General features: G+C 71.5%; 16 protein-coding genes. 7 read left to right on the forward strand and 9 right to left on the reverse strand.

Annotated elements, in window-relative coordinates; translation table 11 throughout:
- Positions 1 to 9 precede the first annotated feature (9 nt).
- On the forward strand, positions 10 to 459 hold the full coding sequence (gene rplI, locus IEY73_RS14630) for a 50S ribosomal protein L9 (RefSeq protein ID WP_189079751.1): 450 nt from the start codon (positions 10 to 12) through the stop codon (positions 457 to 459).
- Between the two features lie 90 nt (positions 460 to 549).
- Here rplI and dnaB read toward each other — a convergent pair whose 3' ends face one another.
- Complete coding sequence (gene dnaB / locus IEY73_RS14635) at positions 550 to 2,907, reverse strand: replicative DNA helicase (protein ID WP_373292787.1); 2,358 nt, start codon at positions 2,905 to 2,907, stop codon at positions 550 to 552.
- A 563-nt stretch (positions 2,908 to 3,470) separates the two neighbouring features.
- Here dnaB and IEY73_RS14640 point away from each other — a divergent pair.
- A complete protein-coding gene (locus IEY73_RS14640) occupies positions 3,471 to 6,194 on the forward strand; it encodes a hypothetical protein (protein ID WP_189079752.1) in 2,724 nt (907 codons plus the stop codon).
- 25 nt (positions 6,195 to 6,219) lie between these two features.
- Here IEY73_RS14640 and IEY73_RS14645 read toward each other — a convergent pair whose 3' ends face one another.
- The 3 genes from IEY73_RS14645 to IEY73_RS14655 are packed head-to-tail and all read right to left on the reverse strand — an operon-like array spanning position 6,220 to position 10,350.
- A complete protein-coding gene (locus IEY73_RS14645; protein WP_189079753.1) occupies positions 6,220 to 6,675 on the reverse strand; it encodes a TFIIB-type zinc ribbon-containing protein in 456 nt (151 codons plus the stop codon).
- A gap of 1 nt (position 6,676) precedes the next feature.
- Positions 6,677 to 7,933 (reverse strand): glycosyltransferase 87 family protein, encoded by a 1,257-nt coding sequence (locus IEY73_RS14650; protein WP_189079754.1) that lies wholly within the window; start codon positions 7,931 to 7,933, stop codon positions 6,677 to 6,679.
- Complete coding sequence (locus IEY73_RS14655) at positions 7,930 to 10,350, reverse strand: putative bifunctional diguanylate cyclase/phosphodiesterase (RefSeq protein WP_229715836.1); 2,421 nt, start codon at positions 10,348 to 10,350, stop codon at positions 7,930 to 7,932. Before IEY73_RS14655 ends, IEY73_RS14650 begins: the two co-directional genes overlap by 4 nt.
- A gap of 658 nt (positions 10,351 to 11,008) precedes the next feature.
- Between IEY73_RS14655 and moaC the strand changes: the two genes are divergently transcribed.
- Genes moaC through IEY73_RS14675 form a run of 4 tightly spaced genes read left to right on the forward strand, consistent with a single transcriptional unit; the run spans position 11,009 to position 13,622 of the window.
- Entirely contained in the window at positions 11,009 to 11,488 is a 480-nt protein-coding gene (gene moaC, locus IEY73_RS14660; RefSeq protein WP_189079756.1) for a cyclic pyranopterin monophosphate synthase MoaC, read from the forward strand.
- Entirely contained in the window at positions 11,485 to 11,961 is a 477-nt protein-coding gene (locus IEY73_RS14665) for a MogA/MoaB family molybdenum cofactor biosynthesis protein (protein ID WP_229715837.1), read from the forward strand. The genes moaC and IEY73_RS14665 overlap by 4 nt, the downstream gene beginning before the upstream one ends.
- Positions 11,962 to 11,970: 9 nt before the next feature.
- Positions 11,971 to 13,203 carry a molybdopterin molybdotransferase MoeA gene (locus tag IEY73_RS14670; protein ID WP_189079758.1) on the forward strand — a complete coding sequence of 411 codons (1,233 nt, stop codon included), beginning with the start codon at positions 11,971 to 11,973 and terminating at the stop codon, positions 13,201 to 13,203.
- Positions 13,200 to 13,622 (forward strand): molybdenum cofactor biosynthesis protein MoaE, encoded by a 423-nt coding sequence (locus IEY73_RS14675; RefSeq protein ID WP_229715838.1) that lies wholly within the window; start codon positions 13,200 to 13,202, stop codon positions 13,620 to 13,622. The genes IEY73_RS14670 and IEY73_RS14675 overlap by 4 nt, the downstream gene beginning before the upstream one ends.
- On the opposite strand, the gene IEY73_RS14680 is transcribed toward IEY73_RS14675, so the two are convergent.
- The 4 genes from IEY73_RS14680 to IEY73_RS14695 all read right to left on the reverse strand — a co-directional run bounded on the left by IEY73_RS14680 (position 13,609) and on the right by IEY73_RS14695 (position 17,672).
- Positions 13,609 to 14,970 carry a glycosyltransferase 87 family protein gene (locus IEY73_RS14680; protein ID WP_189079760.1) on the reverse strand — a complete coding sequence of 454 codons (1,362 nt, stop codon included), beginning with the start codon at positions 14,968 to 14,970 and terminating at the stop codon, positions 13,609 to 13,611. The genes IEY73_RS14675 and IEY73_RS14680 overlap by 14 nt on opposite strands.
- A gap of 94 nt (positions 14,971 to 15,064) precedes the next feature.
- Positions 15,065 to 15,607, reverse strand: a complete 543-nt coding sequence (locus IEY73_RS14685) for a DoxX family protein (RefSeq protein WP_189079761.1) — start codon at positions 15,605 to 15,607, stop codon at positions 15,065 to 15,067.
- 77 nt (positions 15,608 to 15,684) lie between these two features.
- Complete coding sequence (locus tag IEY73_RS14690; RefSeq protein WP_189079762.1) at positions 15,685 to 16,887, reverse strand: ATP-binding protein; 1,203 nt, start codon at positions 16,885 to 16,887, stop codon at positions 15,685 to 15,687.
- 128 nt (positions 16,888 to 17,015) lie between these two features.
- Positions 17,016 to 17,672 (reverse strand): LppU/SCO3897 family protein, encoded by a 657-nt coding sequence (locus tag IEY73_RS14695; RefSeq protein WP_229715839.1) that lies wholly within the window; start codon positions 17,670 to 17,672, stop codon positions 17,016 to 17,018.
- Between the two features lie 142 nt (positions 17,673 to 17,814).
- Here IEY73_RS14695 and IEY73_RS14700 point away from each other — a divergent pair, with 142 nt between their 5' ends.
- The gene (locus IEY73_RS14700) at positions 17,815 to 18,528 is read left to right on the forward strand and encodes an A24 family peptidase (RefSeq protein ID WP_189079763.1); all 714 of its coding nucleotides are present in this window, start codon (positions 17,815 to 17,817) and stop codon (positions 18,526 to 18,528) included.
- Here the strand turns inward: IEY73_RS14700 and IEY73_RS14705 are convergent.
- Entirely contained in the window at positions 18,515 to 21,676 is a 3,162-nt protein-coding gene (locus IEY73_RS14705) for a UvrD-helicase domain-containing protein (RefSeq protein ID WP_373292789.1), read from the reverse strand. The two genes, IEY73_RS14700 and IEY73_RS14705, sit on opposite strands and share 14 nt — an antisense overlap.
- Between the last annotated feature and the right edge of the window lie 45 nt (positions 21,677 to 21,721).

Here is a 21,721-nt window from a genome sequence, read left to right on the forward strand (position 1 = left end):
GCCACCGATATGAAGATCATCCTCACGCACGAGGTCACCGGCCTCGGCACCCCCGGCGACATCGTCGAGGTCAAGGACGGCTACGGCCGTAACTACCTGCTGCCCCAGGGATTCGCGATCCGTTGGAGCAAGGGCGCGGAGAAGCAGGTCACGGTGATCCGGCGGGCCCGCGAGGCCCGGGAGATCCGCGACCTCGGCCAGGCCAACGAGGTCAAGGAGCAGCTCGCCGGGCTCAAGGTCACACTGTCGGCCCGGTCCGGCAACGGCGGGCGCCTGTTCGGCTCGATCACGTCCGCGGAGATCGTGGACGCCGTGAAGGCCGCAGGAGGGCCGTCGCTGGACCGTCGGCGCCTTGAGCTTCCCGGTCACATCAAGAGCACGGGCTCCTACACGGTGCAGATCAAGCTGCACCCGGAGGTGACCGCCTCGTTCCCGGTGAACGTGGTCGGCGCCAAGTAGTTCAGTTCGCTCCTCCTGCGAGGGCGTGCCGGGCATTCGCCTCGGCGCGCCCTCGCGGCGCATCGGGCGATTGCCGCGCCCACCGCGTGGTCAGACGATCGCCATGTCGACGAAGCGGGACAAATGTAGCTGAGCCGCCACCGTCACGGTGTCGGTCGGGCCGTTACGGTGCTTGGCGATGATGAAGTCGGCCTCACCGGCCCGCGGCGATTCCTTGTCGTAGTAGTCGTCGCGGTGCAACAGCAACACCACGTCGGCGTCCTGCTCGATCGACCCCGACTCACGCAGGTCGGACAACTGCGGGCGCTTGTCGGTGCGCTGTTCGGGTCCGCGGTTTAGTTGGCTGACCGCGATCACCGGGCACTCGATCTCCTTCGCCAGCAGCTTGAGACCACGCGACAGGTCGGCGACCTCTTGCTGACGGCTTTCCGTGCGCTTCGGTGACGTCATGAGCTGCAGGTAGTCGACCACCAGCAGCTTCAGGTTGTGCCGTTGCTTGAGTCGCCGCGCCTTCGCGCGGATCTCCATGAGGTTCATGCTGGGCGTGTCGTCCACGAAGATCGGCGCCTCGCTGATCTCGCCCATCCGGCGTGCCAGCTTGGTCCAGTCGTCATCGGACAGTTGCCCCGAACGCAGCACGTGCAGCGGCACCCGAGCCTCGGCGGACAGAAGGCGCATGACCATCTCGATCTTGCTCATTTCGAGCGAGAAGATGGCACTGGCGCAATTGGACCGGATGGCGGCATTGCGGGCGAAGTCCATCGAGACCGTGGAGTTGTGCGTGGGCACCAGGGTGCGGCCGGCCAGATAGAGCTTGTCGGCGTTGTCCACCGACACGCACTTGACCAGGACTGACGGCACCGGACGCACGTCGACCACAAGGCGGGCCGACGGCACCGCCGATGCGTCGCGGCGCGCTTCCTTGTGCCGCAGGGCCTTGTCAGTCACCCGGAACACGTCGTCGGGGGCGGTGATGTCGACCTGGTGAGCGCCGTCCGGCGTGGCCGTCCGCACACCGCCGTAGCCGAGGCCGGTGGCGAGCTCGTCGAGATGCTCCGCCAGCAGCGGCGATTCGGTGACGAACCGGCACGCACCGTCCACGGTGACCGAACCGGCGGCATCGAGCAGCCCGGCCAGCAGTGCCAGCCGCTGCTCGTGGGAACCGCGCCGGTAGGGCAACGGAATGTGTCGCACGTCGAGCACGCCGAGCCTCGGCAACGCGTCGAGCATGTCGGTCGCCGAGGCGGGTGTCCCGGCCGTCTCCGCGGCTTCGGCCTCCATCTGCAGAAGGATCTCGGGGTCGCCCGAGACACGCGTCGCGTCACCGGCGGCCAGCCAGGCTCCCAGAGCGTACGGCCCCACGGGCAACTGCCGCGGCGGCAGATGCAGCGCGCGGGGGTGCGCCACGGCGTGGTTGAACCGCCCGTCCGGCGCACGCAGCGTCGTGGCCATCTCCCGCGTCGTGTGGACGTGCGGTGCCCGATCCTGACGCGATTGTCCGGGCGTGTGGGTGGCCCACTGGTGTGCGCCGTCGGCGACGATGACCGTGCCGTCGTCGAACTCCACCTCGAAGCACGGCCGACCGACCATCACGTCGCTGGTGGCGATCACCGTCGTCGGGTGCCCATCCGCCCCGATCAGACGGTCGCCGACGGTCACCTCGGCCATCGTGGTCCACCCCAGTGGCGTCGCGAGCACCGTGTCCAGCGCCAGCGCCTTGCCCAGACCGGGACGACCGGCCACCACGATGAGCTGGCCCGCGTGCAAACCGTTGAGCAGGCGATCGAGGTCGGAGAACCCGGTCGGCACCCCGGTCATCACGCCGCCCTGCGCACCGACCGCCTCGATCTCGTCGAGCGTCGGCTGCAGCATGTCGCCGAGGGCGGCGAAATCCTCGCTCACCCGCTTTTCGGTGACGTCGTAGACCGCCTGCTGGGCGAGATCGACGATGTCGTCGACATCTCGGCCGCCGTTGCCGCCGGTGCCGTAGCCGAGCTGCACGATCTTCGTCCCGGCCTCGACCAGGCGGCGCAGCACGGCACGCTCGGAGACGATGCGCGCGTAATAGGACGCGTTCGCGGCGGTCGGCACGCTCTCCATGAGCGTGTGCAGGTAGGGCACGCCGCCCACGCGTTGCAGGCTGCCGGAATCGGCGAGAGCCGCGGCCACCGTGACACCGTCCGCCGGCTCCCCACGCCCGTAGAGATCCAGGATGGTGTCGAAGATGGTGGCGTGCATCGGACGGTAGAAGTCCGGCGTCTTAAGGATCTCCACCACGTCGGCGATGGCGTCCTTGGACAGCAGCATGCCACCGAGCACGCTCTGCTCGGCGGCGATGTCCTGGGGCGGCGACTTGTCGAACTGCGCGTCGCGGGGCGGTCCACCGTCGTCGTGCGGACGGGGACCCGGCCGTGCGTCGTCCGTGATCGACACCACGACCTCCTCCACTCATTCGACGACCGTTGCCGTCGCGGCGAGTCCTGCGACCGTGCCGCCACGACGGTGTGATCAAACCGGTGGGGTACGACACTTTCGGCGGAATAGGTCGTCGCAGCTCACCACCGGAGGCAAAGCCGACGCACACGATACGAACTCGCACGTCGAGGCCCCAACCGGCACGGTGGATGAGCCTTGGGACAACCTGTGGACATCTGGCCCCAAGCTGTGCACAGCCCTGTGCACAGCCTGTGTACAACTCGGACATGTGGTGCGCGATGATGCCCTCTGAGCAGGAAATTCGTGGTCCCCACGGTGTGGAGCAAGAATTTTTCGGCGGTTCACCCCGAACGCGCTACGGCGTGTCGTGCCGGGGCAGCGTGACCAAGCCGTCGCTGGGAGGCGTTGCGGTTCAGTCTCGGAGCGGTCACGCTTTTCGGGTGGACCAACGGGAGTGGGACTACGGTGCCCGCCTGCCGCGAGACAGGCGCGCGTCGGCCGCTCCGGCTAACCCGACAGATCCCGATAATTCCGAAACGCGCCCTGCGTGGGAGTCGATCACCGACACCGGGAGTATGCAACCCAGCCCCGAGGCCATCGCTTGGGCGCGACGTGCCGACGCCTGGGCGGAGCAGTCGGAGGGCGGCGACGGCCAGCGCAGCCGTTGGTCGGAGGTGGCCACCACCGGCCGCCCGGCCTTCCCGCCGGATGGGGTGGGCTGGCGCACCGAGACCGCCGAGTGGCGTGCGACGGAGCAGACGGCGCGCTGGCGGCAGACGACCGAGTGGCGTTCCGCGTCGGGCACCCACGGGTGGCGATCCACCACCGAGGCGTGGCAGACCGGGAACGGCGCCGAGGGCTTCCTGCCCGCCGTCGACGGCGGGCAGGAAGGGCAACAGCTCGCCATCTCCGGCACGGCCTGGCCGACGCCCGACGGTGCCGAGGAGGGGCGGGACGCCTCGGGCGGGACATGGCGCCGGTTCACCGAGCGCGTACCTCCGTGGGAGCAGCCCCCGCAGAGTGCCCCGCCGTGGCAGCAATTCAACGGATCGGCACCCTCCGCGCCGCCGTGGCAGTCATCGGCGATGCCGAACGTGCCGCCGGCGTCCGGTGCTCCCCCGACGTCCAGCGCGCAGGCCTGGCAGCAGTCGGCGCCGGCCTGGCAGCAGTCGATCGAATCGGCGCCGACGACGCCGTACGACGAGCCGCCGCCTGCGGCCGGTGCCGGGTTGTGGCAGAGCCCCGGCTACCGAGAACCCGGCTACGGGGATGCGGGGCGTGCGGACTACGGGCGTGCGGACTACGCGGATCATGGGCGCCGGGAGGCCGCCGGATCCGGACCGTCCTGGCAGCAGACGCCACAGTCCTGGCAGCAGCCAGCCGCACCGGAGGCTTACGGCGCGCCGGCATGGCCGTACGGCGACGACGGCCGGCACCTGGTCCGGGCCGACGATCGCGAACGGTGGCGTCAGGAATCCGCCGCTGGTTCGGCCGGCATCGGGGAACGTACCCGGCCGATCGGACGGCGCCGCGCCCCGGAACCAGACCAGCGTCCACCCGGTGACACCGGGTGGAGCACACGTTCGGAATCCGACGACTGGGCCGGTCATGCCGACACCGGCAGCATTCAACTGTTTCGGGAACCGCCGGGCGGGGACGGGCGAACCTGGGACCGCGACGACCGGACGGACCGGCGGCGGGGGACCGATCCGGCACCCACGTCGGGTGCGTGGGGCCGATCGCCGGAGGACTCCGGCGTCTGGAGCCGCGAGGACGAGTCGTACCGCGGTCGTGACGACGGGCGCGAGGCGTCACCCGGCTGGCGGCGCGACGACGTCGGCCGTACCGGCCGGACCGCCGGCTACGACCGGGACCCGGCCGCGTACCGGCGTGAAATCGAGGCTCCGCCCACGGATCCGTGGGCGGCGGAGGTCTCCGACACCGGCATCATTTCGACGTCCTGGCAGGGTTCCGGAACGGTTGGTGGCGACTGGCGCACCGAGATGCGTCCGCGACCGCATAACCCGAACCGGGTGGGCCGCCGACGTGCTCCCGACCCGGAGGAAGACCGCCGAGGATATGAGGCGGGGCCCCCCGGATACGAGGGCGATCCGGCGGCATACGACGACGGCCGCGGGTATCGGGAACCGCGGGACTACGACAGCCGGGGGTTTGCGGCTCCCGGGTACGAGGCTCCCGGGTACGCGGCTCCCGGATACGCGGCCCAGGCATACGGGAGCCAGGGGTACGAGACTCGCGGATACGCAGACCCCCAGGGATACGCAGACCCGCAGGGACACGCAGACCCGCAGGGATACGACGACCGGTCGACCTACGACGACCGCTCGGGCTACGCCGCGCCGGTGGATCCGCAACTGTGGCGGCGGGAGCCCGGCGACGGCGCCGTGGACGGCGCGAATTGGCCGGTCGACCCCGCTGCGGAACGCAACCGTGAAGCAGGAGATCACGCCGACCTCGGGTGGGACACCGGGGCGGCCCCGTCGGCACCCGTCCGGGGCACCGCCAGCTATCGCGGGAACAGCACCGGCGACTGGCGCCGGGAGCTGGCCGCGGAAACCAGCAGCAACCTGGCGGATGGCGAATCCCGCCGGTTCAGCACCGAAGAGTTCGTGCCGTTCCGCCCGTCCGGCAGCGCGGCGCCGGTGTCGTCGCGTCCCGCACCGGCGGACGCACCCGCCGAGCCGCCCGCGCCGGCTCCCGAGGACCGGGGCTACGCCGCCGACCGAGATCATGCCGCCGACCGGGAGTATGCCGCCGACCGGGAGTATGCCGGGGCCCGGGAGGACGTTGCCGGCCGGGAACAGTTGCTCATGGCCGGCGCGCCCGCCGACCGCTGGCAAGAGGCGGCGGACACGCGATGGCCGCCCCGCGCATCGACCGGATCGTACGAGCGCCGCCCGGTCGGCAGCCTGGCCACCGCCACCGGGCCGGCGGCCGATGATCTCCTCGACGCCGACCAGGACGAGATCGAAGAGAACACCGGCGGTCCACTTGCCGCGGTCGGTTACACCGTCATCTGGTACGGCGTGCCGGTGGTCCTCTTCGTCCTCTACATGCTCGTGCTGAATGGCAGCCAGCAGGCGCACGCGCTCAGCACGCTGGCCGGCGCGGCACCGCAGTTCGGCCTGTCACTGCTGCTCAGCATGCTCGTCGCGGTGGGGCTGCGATGGGCCAGCGGCTCGTGGAAGGCGGCCAGCGTCGGACTCGCCGCCGCCGTCATGGGCGGTGGCCTGGCGACCGTGCTGACGTCCGCGATCACCGGAAACTCGCTGAGCTGAGTGCGTTCCCCGGCCGGGCCGGCCGTCAGTCGAACAACTCGTGCAGGAAGCTCCGGCGGCGCCGGTAGTGGCCGTGGTAGCCGTGCCGGTAGTGGCCGTGGTGCCGGTAGTGGCCGTGGTGGCCGTACCGCGCACCGTGCATGCCGTGCGCGGTCGTCGGGTAGCCGGTCGTCGGGTAGCCGGGTGCGGAATGCCCCGGGGCGGGCGCGCCGTACGCCGGAGGCGGCGGAGGTGTGTAACCGCCCTGATGGCCGGGAGGCGGAGGCGGCGGAGGGGCGTACCCACCGGGCGGCGGGGACGCCGGCCGGGTCGGCGGCGCGGACGCCGGCCGGTTGTCCCAGGTGGCCTCGGCCTCGAAGAGCTTCTCCAATTCTCCGCGGTCCAGAAAGATGCCGCGGCATTCCTTGCATTGATCCACCGTGACGCCGCTGCGCTCGTACACCCGCATGTCGCCGTGGCACTTCGGACAGGTCATCTGCATCTCACAAACGGTACACAGCGGGGTCATCCCGCGGTGTGATCGTGTCCGTGACGCGCGGCGTAAGCGCCCCCGCCCACACCAGCAGGACGGCGGGATAGAGCAGGTAGCCGAACCGGGTGGTGGGCATCAGCAGGATGGCGGCGAGCAGGCCGAGCCCGGCGTAGCGAGCGGCAGACGCGGCCGTGCGCGGCGGACGCCGTACGAGCATCGCCGCGACGACGGCACCGGCCGCCACCAGCAGTCCCGCGGCGACGTACCGGCCGCCCGGCAGCCCGGTGGCGATGAGGTATCCGGGAAAGGGTGATTGGGCGGGACTGGTCACCACGCCGTGCCCGAGGGGAAAGCGGATCACGTTCTCCAGCACCGCGTCCGCGTCCACCAGCAGGGCCGGGATCAGCACCGCGACCGGCAGGCCGAGCGCCCAGGGCAGGTACCGGCGACCCTGGCCGGTGACCACCGCATGCACCGCCAGCACGACGACCATCGGCAGCGCGAACAGCTTCAGCGCGGCGGCGGCGCCGACCGCGACGCCGCAGGCCGCGAACCAGCCCCGCGCGCTCAGCGCCAAGGCCAGCACGCACAGCGCCACCACCGGCAGGTCGTCACCGCCGGTGGCCAAGGTGAGCGCGCAGATCGGCAGCACGGTGACCACCTGCACACCGCGGACCGGGTCCGCGACCGGGCGTGGTGCGGCGACGTTACGTCCGAGCAGCGCCGCGGCGCCGCCCACCGCGGCGACGGTGACGACGGCGAACCAGATCCGCGCATCCGTCCACCACAGATCGCCGAACCAAGCGCGTGGCAGCCCGAAGACCGCCATGCCGGGCTGGTAGGGGTGGTACGCGAGAAGCCGCTCGCCGGGCGGTAGCGCGCGGATCGCATCCGCCCCGAGATACGGCGTGCCGGTGCCGGCCAACCGTTCTCCCATCTGCTCGACGACCAGCACCTCTTCCTGCGCGCGACCGGCGTGACCGGCGGCACGTTGCACCGCCTGGATCACCAGCGGCAGCGCGGTCACCAGCGCCCACACCGCCCATGTCTGCGCGGCGCGTGCCGCCGGCCGGCGCAGCAGGAGCCCGAGGGACACCACGATCAGGGCGATGAGATAACCCCAGAACGCCACGGCGCCCCACGCCCGGTGCGGAAGGAGCGTCGAGGTGATCGCGGTGAGCAGCGCGAAGGCGGCGGAGACCGCGTAGAGCCCGGCGTCGAGGGCGAGTCCTCCGGCGGCCCGGTCGAGCCGCGAGAGCCAGGTCACGCGTGCAAGTGTGGCAGAGACCTGCCGTGCCCGGACGGGCGGCGACGGGACATCCGCACCACGGAGCCCGCCTCGTGCATGGGTTCGGCGAGCGCACCGGACCGTCCGGCGGTGCCGCGTTGCAGGGTTGCGGTGACCCGGTCAGCCCGCATCGGCCGGGCGAACAGATGTCCCTGCCCGGCCACACATCCCAGCTCGAACAACGCCCGCCGTTGGGGTTCGCTCTCCACCCCTTCGGCGACCACGACCAGGCGCAGGCTGCGGGCCAGGTCGACGGTCGACTGGATCAGCGCCGCCGCCTCCGGCGACGTCTCGACGGTCTGCACGAAACCACGGTCGATCTTGAGCTGGTGCACCGGTATCCGGGACAGCACGGACAGCGACGAGACTCCGCTGCCGAAGTAGTCCAGGGCCAGCCCCACCCCGGCGCTTCGGAGATCGTCGAGGGCCCGCCCCACCACGTCGAGCTGGCTGATGGTGAGGGTTTCGGCGAGTTCCAGGGTGAGCCGGTCCGGCGCGACGGCGTGCCGGCTCAGTCGTTCCAGGACGGCGTCCGGGAAGCCGGGATCGAGCAGGCTGCGGGGCGACACGTTGACCGCCACCGGCAGGTCGAATCCCGCCTCGCGCCAGATGCTCACGGCGGACAGGGATTGTTCGAGCACCGCGTCGGCGAACGCGGGTAGTTGGTCGGAGCGTTCCACCGTTTCCAGGAACCGCATGGGCGTGAGACAGCCGTGGTCCGGGTGCTCCCATCGGGCCAGGGCCTCGGCCGACACCACATCGCCGGTGCCCAGGTCGACGATGGGCTGGAAGTCCACCACGAACTCGCCTTCGGCGATCGCCCGGCGCAGTTCCCCGCCCAGCACCAGCCGGTTGACGTCGGCCGGGTCGCGGGAATGCGCGTACGTGGTGATCCGCCGACCGGACCGTTTGGCCTGGTACATCGCCACGTCGGCGCGCCGGAGCACCTCGGTGACGCCGCCGCTGCCGGGAAACAGCGCGATCCCGCCGCACGCCTCCACGGTCAGGCGCATGCCCTCCACCTCGACGCTGCTTTCCAGCTCGCGGAACAGCGTTTCCGCCCGGTGCGTGGCCATCGCGGGGGTCGGCAGGCCGGTGAACAGCACCGCGAACTCGTCGCCGCCGAGGCGGGCCACCAGATCCTGCGGCTGGGCGGCACGCTGCATCCGCGACGCGACCTCGCACAGCACCAGATCGCCGGCTTGATGACCGAGCGTGTCGTTGACCTCCTTGAAGTGATTCAGGTCGATCAGCAGGAGGGCGAGGACACCCTCGTCGCCGCGGCCGGCGTACGCGTCGCCGGCGCGGTCCAGCAGCTCGCGGCGGTTGGCCAGCCCGGTGAGCGGGTCATGCGTGGCGTGGTAGGCATGCTCGTCGGAGACTCGTTCCAGTTCCGCGTACGCGATGGCGTTGCGGATGCTGGTGGCCAGCGCGGACGCGAAGGTCCGCAGCTTGTACTTCTCCGACTGCTCCAGGCTGACCGAGGTGCGGAAACGCAGCCGCAACTCGCCCACCGGACCGGACCCCTCGTGCCCGCCGAGGACGGTGGTGATGGTGCAGCCGCCCCATTCCGGTGCCTGGCCCGGCGGACCGTCGTATGCCGCGCGGATCAGTCGGCCACCGGTGGCGTCGCGCAGTTCGATCTCCGCGTCGTCGGCGGAGAACAACTCCGGCGCCTGGACGACCGCGGATCGCAGCACCGTGGTCAGGTCGGTGTGGTTGAGACGATCGGTGGCTCCGGCGAGGCGCCGCCACGCCTCGTCGTCGGCGCGCCGTCGGATCCTGCTCTTGGTGGCCTGCTGCAGGGCCAGCACGGTCAGCGGCATGGCGACGATGAGCCACAGATCCTTGCGCACCACCAGGGCGATGGTCACCGCCAGGGCGAGGTTGGCCACGCGCACCGCGGCGACGATGTCCCAGTTGCGGCGGGCGGACTGCAGCCACGAGACGCCACTGGCCAACGCGAGGACGGTGTGCCCGAGCAGGTCGTCCACGATGGCGTAACACAGCGCGGCGGCGGCGAGGGCCAGAGAGAGCTGCGCGGGAGACGGGAGACCGGCCGGAGAGGACACCGCGGGCGTCACGCCGAACAGGGGCAGCGCGAGCGACGCGGCGGTGACCGCGAGCACTTCCTTGGCGACGTTGAAGGTGAGCTTCAGGAGGGTGCGCTGGGTCAGAAGCTGGGATGTCAGCATGCCGGCTGCGGCGGCGAGCACCGCCCACGGCCCAGGCAGGATGGCGAGCGATATCAGGACCGCGCCGGAGGTGATGGGGATCAGTCGCAGTTCCGCGCGGAAGCGGATCTGAATGACCGGTCCCGCGGCGGCGGCGGTGATGATCGCGCAGGCCAGCGGATAAATAGCGGTGCTGGCGGCGAGGCTGTCGAGCTCGAACACCGTCCACCCGAGGCACAAAAGGGCCCCAAACGCGACGAGACCGACATACGGCCGAAGCCGCCTGTCGGTCCTCGCGTCGTTCACAGCCGCTGCCTCACGCCTCTATGGTGCCGCGTGACGCCGGGCGAGTGTCAATGCCGAGCTTTCGCGCGGCGCGCCGTCGACGGCGTCTCCGATCTCATCCCCAGCCGGTCTCGCGCATGGCCGTCACCCCTTTGCCGAATGGATTCTTCGTGCTCCGTTGCGAACAACGATAGGAATCCGACGACAAGGATGGAAGCTGCATTTGTCGTTCGTTTCAGGAAATGCGAAGTAAGCCCGCTTCGTACCGAAATTGTGACCGTTCGACGACGCTGCGCACGGTTCTGCGATACGTTTAGGGGATAGCAGGTATGAGGCGGGCCAACCGCACAAAATGCCCGGTGGGCAGCCTCGTTGAACAGGTTTGTAATGTACGTCCGCGTGTGTGCGGACGCCCTTCGCATAACGTTTCTTATGGATCAATTAACGTTTGCGGTCCGTTCGGCCCGAATTTCGCTACGGAAGGCGGACGAGTGCTGACATTGCGTCGCCACATCCGGATTGCAAGCCAGTGTGCGAAGCGTTTTCTGGCCGTTTCACCGCGTTATTCAAACGTACGTTCTATAGGGTGGGCGCTGTGACCGACACGCACAAGCTGACCCATGTCGACGAGACCGGCGCGGCGCGCATGGTGGACGTCAGCGCCAAGACCCCGACCGTGCGCCGTGCCGTCGCCGCCGGCCGCCTCGCCACGACCGCCGATGTGGTCGCGTTGTTACGTGACGGCGAGCTGCCGAAGGGTGACGCGCTGGCGACCGCACGCATCGCCGGCATCATGGGCGCCAAACGCACGCCCGACCTGATTCCGCTGTGCCATCCGATCGCCGTCACCGGGGTGACCGTCGACCTGGAGGTCACCGACACCGGAGTGGAGATCACCGCCACCACGAAGACCACCGATCGCACCGGTGTGGAGATGGAAGCATTGACCGCGGTGGCCGTGGCGGGGCTGACCCTGGTCGACATGGTCAAGGCGGTCGACCCGGCGGCGAGCGTGGAGGCGGTGCGGGTGCTGCACAAGGAAGGCGGCAAGACCGGAGAGTGGGTGCGGCCGTGAAGGCTCGGGTGATCGTGGCGTCCAACCGGGCGGCCAAGGGCGTCTACCGCGACGAGAGCGGGCCGCTGCTGGTGGCGGTGCTCCGTGAGCTCGGGTGCGAGGTGACGGAGCCGCTCGTGGTGCCGGACGGTCCGCCGGTCGCCGAGGCGCTGCGCGCGGCGATCGCGGAAGCGGTCGACGTGGCGGTGACCAGCGGCGGCACCGGCCTCACGCCGACCGACCGGACTCCCGAGATGACTCGTGAGCTGCTCGACTTCGAGATCCCGGGCATCGCCGAGGCGATTCGCGCGTACAGCCGGGAGAAGGTGCCGACCTCCGCGCTGTCCCGCGGGGTGGCCGGGGTCTCCGGGCGCACGCTGATCATCAACCTGCCCGGCTCCACCGGAGGGGCGCGCGACGGGATGGCGGTGCTCGGTCCGATCCTGGCGCACACGGTGGATCAGATCCGCGGTGGCGACCATCCGAAGGCATAGGCTTCGCCGGTGAGCATCGAATGGACCGCGGCGCGGGAGGCCGCCTGGCAAGCGGGGCGTTCGACGGCATGTGCGGCGGAAGTGGTGCCGCTGGCTGAGGCGGACGGCCGCACTCTGGCCGAACCCCTCCTCGCCCTGACCGACCTGCCCGCCTTTCCCACGTCGAGCATCGACGGCTGGGCGGTGCGCGGTGCCGGGCCGTGGCGTCCGGTGGGTCGGGTGCTGGCCGGCGGGACGGCGGAACCACTGTCGGCGGACAACACGTGCGTGGAGATCGCCACCGGCGCGATGGTGCCGGACGGCGCGGACGCGCTGATCCGGGTCGAGGATTCCACCCGCGACGCGTCGGGGCTGGTCAGCGGGCAACCGCGACCGGTGCCCGACTGGCGCATGCCGGGCGAGGAGGCGACCAAGGGCGAGGAACTGCTGCCGGTCGGCACGCCGGTCGACCCGGCGGTTGTCGGGATGGCCGCCACCTGCGGCTACGACGCGGTGCGTGTGACGCCCGCGGTGCGCGCGGCGCTGTTGGTCTTCGGCGACGAGCTGCTCACCTCGGGGGCGCCGGGCGACGGCCGGGTGCGCGATTCGCTGGGCCCCCAGGTGCCGGCCTGGCTGCGCCGGTGCGGCGCGCGGATCACACCGGACGCCGCGGTCGGACCGGTCGAGGACACCCTCGACGCGCACGTGGACGCGATCCGGCAGGCGATGCGCACGGCAGATCTGGTCTGCACCACCGGCGGCACCATGCGCGGACCGGTCGACCACCTGCACCCGGCCATCGCGGCCCTGGGCGGCGAATACGTGATCGACACCGTCGCCGTGCGCCCCGGCTTTCCCATGCTGCTGGCCCGGTTGCCCGGCCCGGACGGGCGGGCGCGTCTGCTGGCCGGCCTGCCGGGCAATCCGCAGTCCGCGGTGATCGCCCTGGTGACGCTGGTGCAGCCGTTCCTGGCCGGGCGGCACGGCCGGAGCCTGCCCCGGCCGGCTCGGGTGACCACCACCGCGGCGGTGCACGGACGGCGTGGCGACACCCATCTGGCGCTGGCCGCGCTGGACCCCGACCGCGGCACGGCCACGCCGGTCGGCCACGTCGGCTCGGCGATGCTGCGCGGATTGGCGAACGCGGACGGCTTCCTTGTCGTGGCGCCACACACCGAGGCGGCGGCCGGTGACGCCCTGCCGTTCCTGCCCCTGCCGCTGCTCGCCGGAGAGCGGCCGGCCCGGCCCGCCGGAGGCGAATGATGACCCTCGTCCAGACTGAGATCTCCGACCAGCCGCTGGACCCGGCCGTGCAGGAGAAGGCGGTGACCGATCACCGGGCCGGGGCGGTCGTCACCTTCCAGGGCGTGGTCCGCGACCACGACCACGGTCGCGGCGTGACCCTGCTGGAATACGAGGGGCACCCCAGCGCCGCGGCGATCCTGCGCACGGTCGCCGACGAGATCGCCGCAGACCCGGACGTGTACGCCGTTGCGGTGGTGCATCGGATCGGCACACTGGCGATCGGCGACGTGGCCCTGGTCGCCGCGGTCTGTACCGCACATCGGTCGGCCGCCTTCGCCGCCTGCGCCAAGCTGGTCGACGAAGCGAAGGCGCGTCTGCCCATCTGGAAACGTCAGGTCTTCTCCGACGGCACCGACGAGTGGGTCAACTGTCCGTAGTGCGGCGCGCCGCCGGAACCATCGGCAGGCGGTTGGGCTTGCTCCACCGGTCGACCGGGAACGCCGGTGCCGCACCCGGGCGATGCGGCAGCGCGTTCACCAGGAGGATCAGGGCCAGCGCGTACGCGTTGACGGTGATCGGTCCGGTGCTGGTCCACATCTCAGCGGTCGCGAACAACAGGAGGGTCGCGACGGCGGCGGCGGACACTCCCCCGCCCGGGAGGCGTCGCCCCCGCACCGGGCGGCGTGTCGCGGTCCGGTGGCGGGCCGCGACGTCGATGAGGATCAACAGTGCCGGGAAGACCCAGATCAACTCATGTATGCCGGTCACCGGGCCGACGATCGCCCCGGTCAAGCCGACCACCGTGAACGCGGCCACCTCGTCGCCCTCGGCGTGCGCCGACCGGGCCCGGATCAGTCCGACCGCGAGCAGCAACATCGCGAACGACGACCACAGCAGCACCGGCGTGGTGGCCGAGTCGTACAGCCGGGCGAGGACCCCGGCGAGCGATTGATTGTCCGGCCGGGCAATGCCACCGGTGCGGTCCAGCCGCCAGAAGACCTCGGCGAACCACGCCGCGGTCTCGTGCGGCGCGGCGACCAGCGCCCCGGCCGCCAGCGTGACGCTGGTGATCAGGGCGGTGATCATCGGTCGCCACTGCCTGGTCAGTCCCAGGTAGACGATGAACAGGCCGGATCCCATGGCGAACACCGTGGCCAGCCCGGTGCCGACGCCTGCCCATGCGCCGTTGGCCCAGCCCCGGCGCAACCGAGTGGCCGGCGCGGTGCCGTCTGCGGTCTGTGCCGCTGTCCGGCCCGGCCACCACGCCTCCCGGCTGCGCACCCACGCGCCCCGGCGCAGCGCCACCACGTCGGCGACCAGCAACCCGAAGACCAGCAGATCGAGGGTGCCAAGCCCGAGCGTGGCACGCACCGGCTCGATCGCTACCGCCATCGCCACGGCGAGCAGCACGGCGATCCACCGCGGCCGGCCGTGCCGGCGTGCCATCGGCGCGGCCAGCGCCACCGCCGCCAGCACCAGCGCGGTGACACCGCACAGCGCGAGCAGCCAACCCGCGACACGCAACGGAACCCACGCCGAGGGCAGCAGGAAGAACGCGGTCGGCGGCGACATCGCGGTGCCGAGGTGGACGACGGGATCGCGGAACGCGTACAGCCCTCCGCCGGACAGCCAACTGGTCAGCGCGCCGCGGTCGACGGCCAGCCCGGCGAAGCCGTACCGGTCCGCGACGGCCCCCAGCACCAGGACGGCGCCAACCATCGCCGCGACGGTCACTGTGGACCGGCGCACCGTCGTGTGTGTGCGCGTGCGTTCCAACACCGGCATGGCGCGACCCCCATGTCGCTCTCGAACGGAGAGCTTAGACAGCCGCGCATGATCATGCGGCCCCGTACGGCCTAACGCGCATGCTTCGGGAAGGTCACCCCGGCAGTTTGCGTCCCGCGGTGGCGGACATCGCGGCAATCTTGGCATCGCGGCGAGCGGTGCGCACCGCACGGCGCACGCTGCGCTGCGACCGGCCGACCGCGTGGCTGGTGCGGTAGCGCAGACCCGGCTTGCCCTGCGTGTCGGCGGCTGCCAACAGCAAGCCGCCCAGCAGACCGAGGTTCTTCAGGAACTGGGTCTGCTGGGCGGCACGTTCGGGTTGCGGCAGCGCCCAGAACGGGTGACCCGCGACGGTGGTGGGGATCAGATTCGCGGCCAGCACGGCCGCCGCCGGCCGGGTGAATCTGCCGCCGGCCAGCATCAACCCGGCCGCCACGTCGACGCCGGCCTTGATCCGCACCAGGCTGCGCGCATCGCTGGGCAGGCGCGGATCGGCCTTCTCGATCAGGGGACCGACCCGGTCGGTGACCCGCTTCGCGGTGTCGACCTTGGCATCCGGGTCGATCAGGTTGCGGGCTCCGCTGATCACGAAGATCGAGGCGAGCATGGCGCGCGCAGCGCTGCGTACGGGCTTCATACCGCTGGTTATACCCGCACCGGCACGGTCATGCGCGGGATCGCGGGGACGGCCGGGCCGAGACGACGAAACCCGGCCTACGGCTGGGTGCGCAGGTACCGGCCGAAATGCGGCACGGTGAACGCCACCGTGCCGCGCTCACCGCTGTAGATGAGCCCCTTCTTGATCAACGCGTCCCGCGCCGGGGAGAGACTCGCCGGCCGGCGGCCGAGCGCGCCCGCGATCTCCGAGGTGAGCACCGCCGCGTCCATGTCGTCGGTGGTCTCGCCGCTCCGTGCGGCCATCGCCCGCATGTACTCGCGTTCCGCCGGGGTGGCGCGCTCGAACCGTGACCCGAAGAAGCCGACGGCAAGTTCCCCCTCCGCCTCCGGGGCGGCCACCCGGACGTCGTCCTCGGTGACCGGGGTCTGCGGAGCGTGGTCCCAGGTGGCCTTCCCGTACGCCTGCACGAAGTACGGGTAACCGCCCGACTTCTCGTAGAGCAGATCCAGGGCACCCGGCTCGTACGCCACGTCCTCGCGCGCCGCCGGAGCGCACAACGCGAGGTCGGCGGCGCCGCGGTCGAGCCGGTCGATCCGTTGGTATCGGAACAGGCGTTCGGAATAGGACTTGGCCGCGGACAGCACCGCCGGCAGGTGCGGCAGCCCCGCTCCGACCACGATCAGCGGCGCGCCGAGCTGGGACAACTCGTGGCACGCGGCGCACAGCGCGGAGACTTCGACCGGACCCAGGTCCTGCATCTCGTCGATGAACAGGGCGATGCCGGTGCCCACGTCGGTGGCCAGGGACGCCGCGTCGGTGAACAGCTCCACCAGGTCGATCTCGATGTCACCGGAGTCCGCCCGGCCGCGCGCGGCCGGCACGTCGATGCCGGGCGCCCACCGGTCGCGCAGCTTGGTGTTCGCGTCGTTGGCGCGCAGCGCGAACGCCTTGAGCACGCCGAGCACTTCGTCCACCCGGTCCGGGTTGCGATGGTGCGGGGTGAGCTCCCGCAACGCCATGTGCAGGGCCGCGCTGACCGGGCGGCGCAGCGGCTGGTCGGGACGGGCCTCGATCTTCCCGGTCCCCCAGAGTCGGCCGATCGCCGCCGACCGCAGCGAGTTGAGCAGGACCGTCTTGCCGACGCCGCGCAGGCCGGTGAGCACCAGGCTGCGCTCCGGGCGGCTGCGCGCCACCCGTTCCAGCACCACGTCGAACGCGTCCAGCTCACGATCGCGCCCGGCCAGCTCCGGTGGTCGCTGGCCGGCGCCGGGAGCGTACGGGTTCCGCACCGGGTCCACGGATAGCACCGTATCGGGCCGTCTAGCCGAATCGCTAGAGTGCCTGATGTTCTCCGGCCGGGCCGACCGCATCGATCGAGCGGCGTATTCGGCCTTCTAGCTCAGATGCTAGAAAGTCTTAGAGAGGGCTACCGGTCGCGGAGGCAGAGCACGAAGTCGAGCTCGTCCAGCTCGCTGTCGTAGAAGTACCACTTCGTGTACCCGTCGACCCCGCGGCACTTGGCCTCGGCGTCCGCCTCACCGGTGGTCTTGCCGTCCACCCGCCGCAGCACCTCGTACGTGCCGGAGGCGCATCCCACGATGGTCATCTCGGGCTCGTCGGCGGTGCCCTCGTTGCGCACGCACTGACCCTCCTCGACGAACCGCGCGTCGGAGCTGCTGCGTGGCTCGGGCGCGGCCACCTCGCTGGTGGTGGCCCCGGCGGTGGGCGTGCTCGCCGGCGCCTCACCGGCCGCGGCGTTGCGGGTGGCGCGGCTGATCAGCACGCCGCTCACCACCAGGCCGCCGCAGACGAGCAGCGTGAGCACCACCACCAAGGCGACCATCGGCGCGTTGCGGCGCGGCCGCGGGGCGGGCGGATCCCATCCCGGCGCGGGGTCCGCGCGGTACGGCGGCGGAGCGTACGGCCCGGAGGAATCCGACATCGGCGGCAACGACGGAGGGTGCCCGCCCCACGCCCCCTCCGGGGAAGCGGCCGCGTCCCGCCAGGGATCGGCCGGTTCTGTGTAGGGCTCGTCGGACCCGTCCGGCCAGGGCTTGCCGGGGTGCGGGCCGTGCTGGCTCATCGAACTTCCTCCACGCGGCGAGTTTCGGGTCAACGGTAGCGTGCCCCCGCCCGCCCGCCCGGCACGAAACCGCGCGGGCTCGCGCCGGTTGTCGGCAACGCGACCGGCGGGCGCCCTCGTTCTGCCGTTACCGTCCACCGTCATGCCGCTGACTCTCGCCGTGGCCGCGGCCGTCTTCGGCGCGGCAGCCGCGGCCTTCCTCCCCCGCATCACCCACCGGCTGGCGGTCCCGCCCGGCACACCGCCGCTCGCGGCGTGCCCGGACTGCGACGCGCCGTTTCCGCGAGGGCCGTCCGGCTGGCTGCGTGCCGGCGCCGGCTGCGCCTGCGCCGGGGCGCCCTGGCGCACCGTGCTGTGCGGCGCGGCGGTCGCCGTGACGCTGGCCGTGGGCTGGGCCCGCTCGCCCGCGCTCCCGGCGCTGCTGGTCGCGGGCGTGCTCGGGCTGCTGCTGGCCGAGGTCGACCGGCGTTGCCTGCGACTCCCCGATCCGCTGGTCGCCGCGCTGGCCGTCGTGGCCGGGTCGGCAGGGCTCGCCGGGTCGGCCGGTCGCGCGCTCGCGGCGGCGGTGCTCACCGGCGGCGGCTATCTGGCCGTGGCGGTGGCATCCGGCGGGCGGCTGGGGCTGGGTGACGTCAAGCTGGCCGCCGTGCTCGGCTGGCTGCTCGGCTCGGTGAGCTGGTCCGCGCTCGGGCTCGGGCTCGGGCTGGCGCACGCGATCAACGGATCCGTCGCGGTCACCGTGCTGACCGCGCGCCGCGCCGGGCGCGACCACCGGCTGCCGCTGGGACCCGCCCTGCTCACCGGCGCGCTGGTCGCCTTGCTGGTGTGCGGGCCCGCCCCGATCAGAGCAGCCTGAGCTGACGCTCCCGGGGACGGGCCGGCGTGGTGTCGCCGAGGCGGTCGAAGAGGCCGCCGTCGATCGCGTCCAGGAACGGCGTCGGCGTGTGCTCCCGCTCGCTGCCGTGCCGGAACCGGCGCGCGGCATGCGTGACATAGAGGCGATCCTGGGCGCGGGTGAGCCCGACGAAGAACAACCGGCGCTCCTCGGCGACCTCGTCGTCGCCCGGCGTCGCCCCGGGCCATCGCAACGGCAGCAGATCCGCCTCGCAGCCGACCAGGAACACCACCGGGAACTCCAGGCCCTTCGCGGCGTGCAGGGTCAGCAGGTGCACCGCCTCGGCGCGCGGATCGAGGGCGTCCACCTCCGCGCCGGTCGCGATCTCCTGCAGGAAGTGGGACACGTCGTCACCCGTGCGCCGGGCCAACGGCATCAGCAGGTCCGCCGCCGCCCACACGTCCTCCGGCGCCATCTGATCGCCGTCCAGCGTCGGCGCCGCGTACCGCTGCGCGAGCACCTGTGCGGCCAGCTTGACGCGCGCCGGGAGCCCGCCTCCGAGGCCCGAGGCGTGCCGCAACTCGCGGGCGATCTCCTGCACCCCGGCGCGGGTGCGCAGCCGGTTGTGCGAACGCTTCTGCACCGGCACGCCGGCCCGCGACAGCGCCTCGACGATCGGGCCGGACTGGGCGTCGGTGCGGTACAACACCGCGATGTCCGAGAACGACAGCGTGCCGGGTGCCACCGCCCGCGAGTCCACCCGGCCGGAGTCCAGCGAACCGTGCGACAACCCGCCGACCAGCTCGTCGACGGTGCGCACCACGAAGTCGGCCTCGTCCGCGACGGACGCCGCGAAATAGCGGCCGACAAGCGGAGATTCCGGATCGAGACGGGCCGGGTCGAGGCGACGTCCGCGGACCAGGGTGGACGGCGCGATGGCCTGCACGGCGGCGGCCAGGATCGGCGCGGATGAGCGGTAATTACGGGTGAGGCGCACCAGCCGCGCGTCGGTGAAGTCGGCGCTGAACCGCAGGAAGTACCGCACGTCGGCACCGCGGAACGAGTAGATCGCCTGGTCCGGGTCGCCGATCGCGCACAGGTTGCCGTCCGCCGGGCTGAGCAGGCGCAGCAACTCGTACTGGACCTCGTCGACGTCCTGGTACTCGTCCACGAAGATCCACTGCCAGCGCTTGCGGTATCGCTCCGCCAGGTCGGGCTCGTCGCGCAGCAGCGCCACCGGAAGCGCGATCAGATCGTCCAGGTCGACCAGGTCCTGCTGGCGCAGGATCTTCGCGTACGCCAGATCATCCGCGCCCGCCTGTTCCCGGGCCGCGGCGCGCTCCGCATCGTCGGCGATGCGCCAGTCGGCGCCCAGCCCGGCCGCCTTGGCGTTCTCACGCAGGATGGTCAAGCCGACCGCGTGGAAGGTGCCGACCGTGATGTCGTCCGCGACGTCGCCCATCAGGGCGGCCAACCGGGTGCGCATCTCCTCCGCGGCCCGCCGGGTGAAGGTGATCGCCAGGCAGCGTTCCGGGAACACGCCCAGTTCGGCGCAGAGGTAGGCGATCCGGTGGGTCAGTGTCCGCGTCTTGCCGGTGCCCGGACCGGCCACGATCAGCAGCGGGCCGCCCGGCGCAGACGCGGCGACGCGCTGCATCGCGTCCAGCCGGTCGAGCAGCCCGGTGCCCACCTCCTCCATGCCGGCCAGCATCGGTTCGAACGGCTCGTGCGGGGACGGCGGTGGCGGGATCGGAGGCGCCTTGGCCGGCGGCTCCTTTCGCGGTGTGGCCTTCGGCGCCGGGGCGCGGCCGACCGCGGGCTCGGTGCGGCGCTGCTGCGGCACCGGTGTCACGTCCGGCATGTCGAACAGCGTCTCTGCCTGTGCCGCACCGGGGCGTTTCACCTCGCCCGGCGCGAAGAGCGTGATCACGCCGTACTCGCCGTCGTAGCCCGGCACCCGGCGCACCTCGCCGCGGCGCAGCCGGGAGACCGCTTCCTGCAGATCCTCGCCGCCGGCCCGCCCGATCTCCGTGAGCGGGACGGTACGCAGGATGGAGAGTTCCGGGCCGAGGGCGGCGACCAGATGGTTGAGCGCACCGGCGACGGTCTTCGACTTGGCGCCCACACCGTTGATCTCGCCCAGGATCTCGTGCAACTGGATGAGGTGCTCCACGCTCTGCCGCCGGGGCTGCGCTCGTTCCCGGTCCGCGAGGTCCGCCACGCGGCTGAGCACACCGACGGTGAGCGGCTTGCCGCATTCCGGGCAGCGGCCACCGTGTTCCCGTGTCCGGGCCGGTTCCCAGTTCACGTTGCAGGCACGATGGCCGTCGGCGTGGTACTTGCCCTCCTCCGGGAAGAACTCGATGGTGCCGGCCAGTGAGCTGCCGGTCCGCATCGCCGAGTAGTCGGGCGTACCGGAGAACAACGTCGCCTCGCGGCCCAGCGCCGCGGGCGAATGCGCGTCCGAATTGGATACCAGATGATATTGGTCCAAGCTGGACACTCGCCAGTTCATCTCCGGGTCCGATGACAACCCGGTCTCCACCGCGGTGATGTGCCCGGCGAGATCCGCGTAACAGTCCGCGATGGCGTCGAAGCCGGACTTCGAGCCGAGCGCGGAGAACCACGGCGTCCAGATGTGCGCCGGGACGAGATAGCTCTCCGGGTCCGACTCCAGCACGATCTCCAGCAGGTCGCGGGAGTCCAAGCCGAGGATGGGCCGACCGTCGGAGGCCAGGTTGCCGATCCGGCCCAGGGCCGTGGTGACCCGCTCGGCAGCCGCGAAATCGGGCACGTAGATCAGGTGATGCACCTTGCGCGTACGGTCGTCGCGCTTGTAGATCGTGGAGATCTCCACGCTGAGCATGAACCGCGCGGCCGGGCTGCCCTGCACCGATCCGGGCAACTGCCGGGTGACCTCCGCTTCGTCGGCGAACCGATAGAGGCCACGCTCCGGCGTTTCCCGCAGGTTCTCCCGGAGATGATCGAACCAGGCCGGGTGGGTGAAGTCCCCGGTGCCCAGCACCGCGATGCCTTTGCGGCGCGCCCACCAGGCGAGGGTGGGCAGCGTCAGGTCACGGCTGCAGGCACGCGAGTATCGGGAGTGGATGTGCAGATCCGCGACGTACGTGTCCGCGGCGACCGAGGACCCTGCGTTGTCCGAGGGCACGCGCTGCATCCTGTCATGTCCGTCCGTCCGCTCGCGCATCGCCAC

Origin of the sequence: Mangrovihabitans endophyticus, assembly GCF_014646155.1 — a bacterium.
In the GTDB taxonomy this organism is placed as follows: Bacteria; Actinomycetota; Actinomycetes; order Mycobacteriales; family Micromonosporaceae; genus Actinoplanes; species Actinoplanes endophyticus.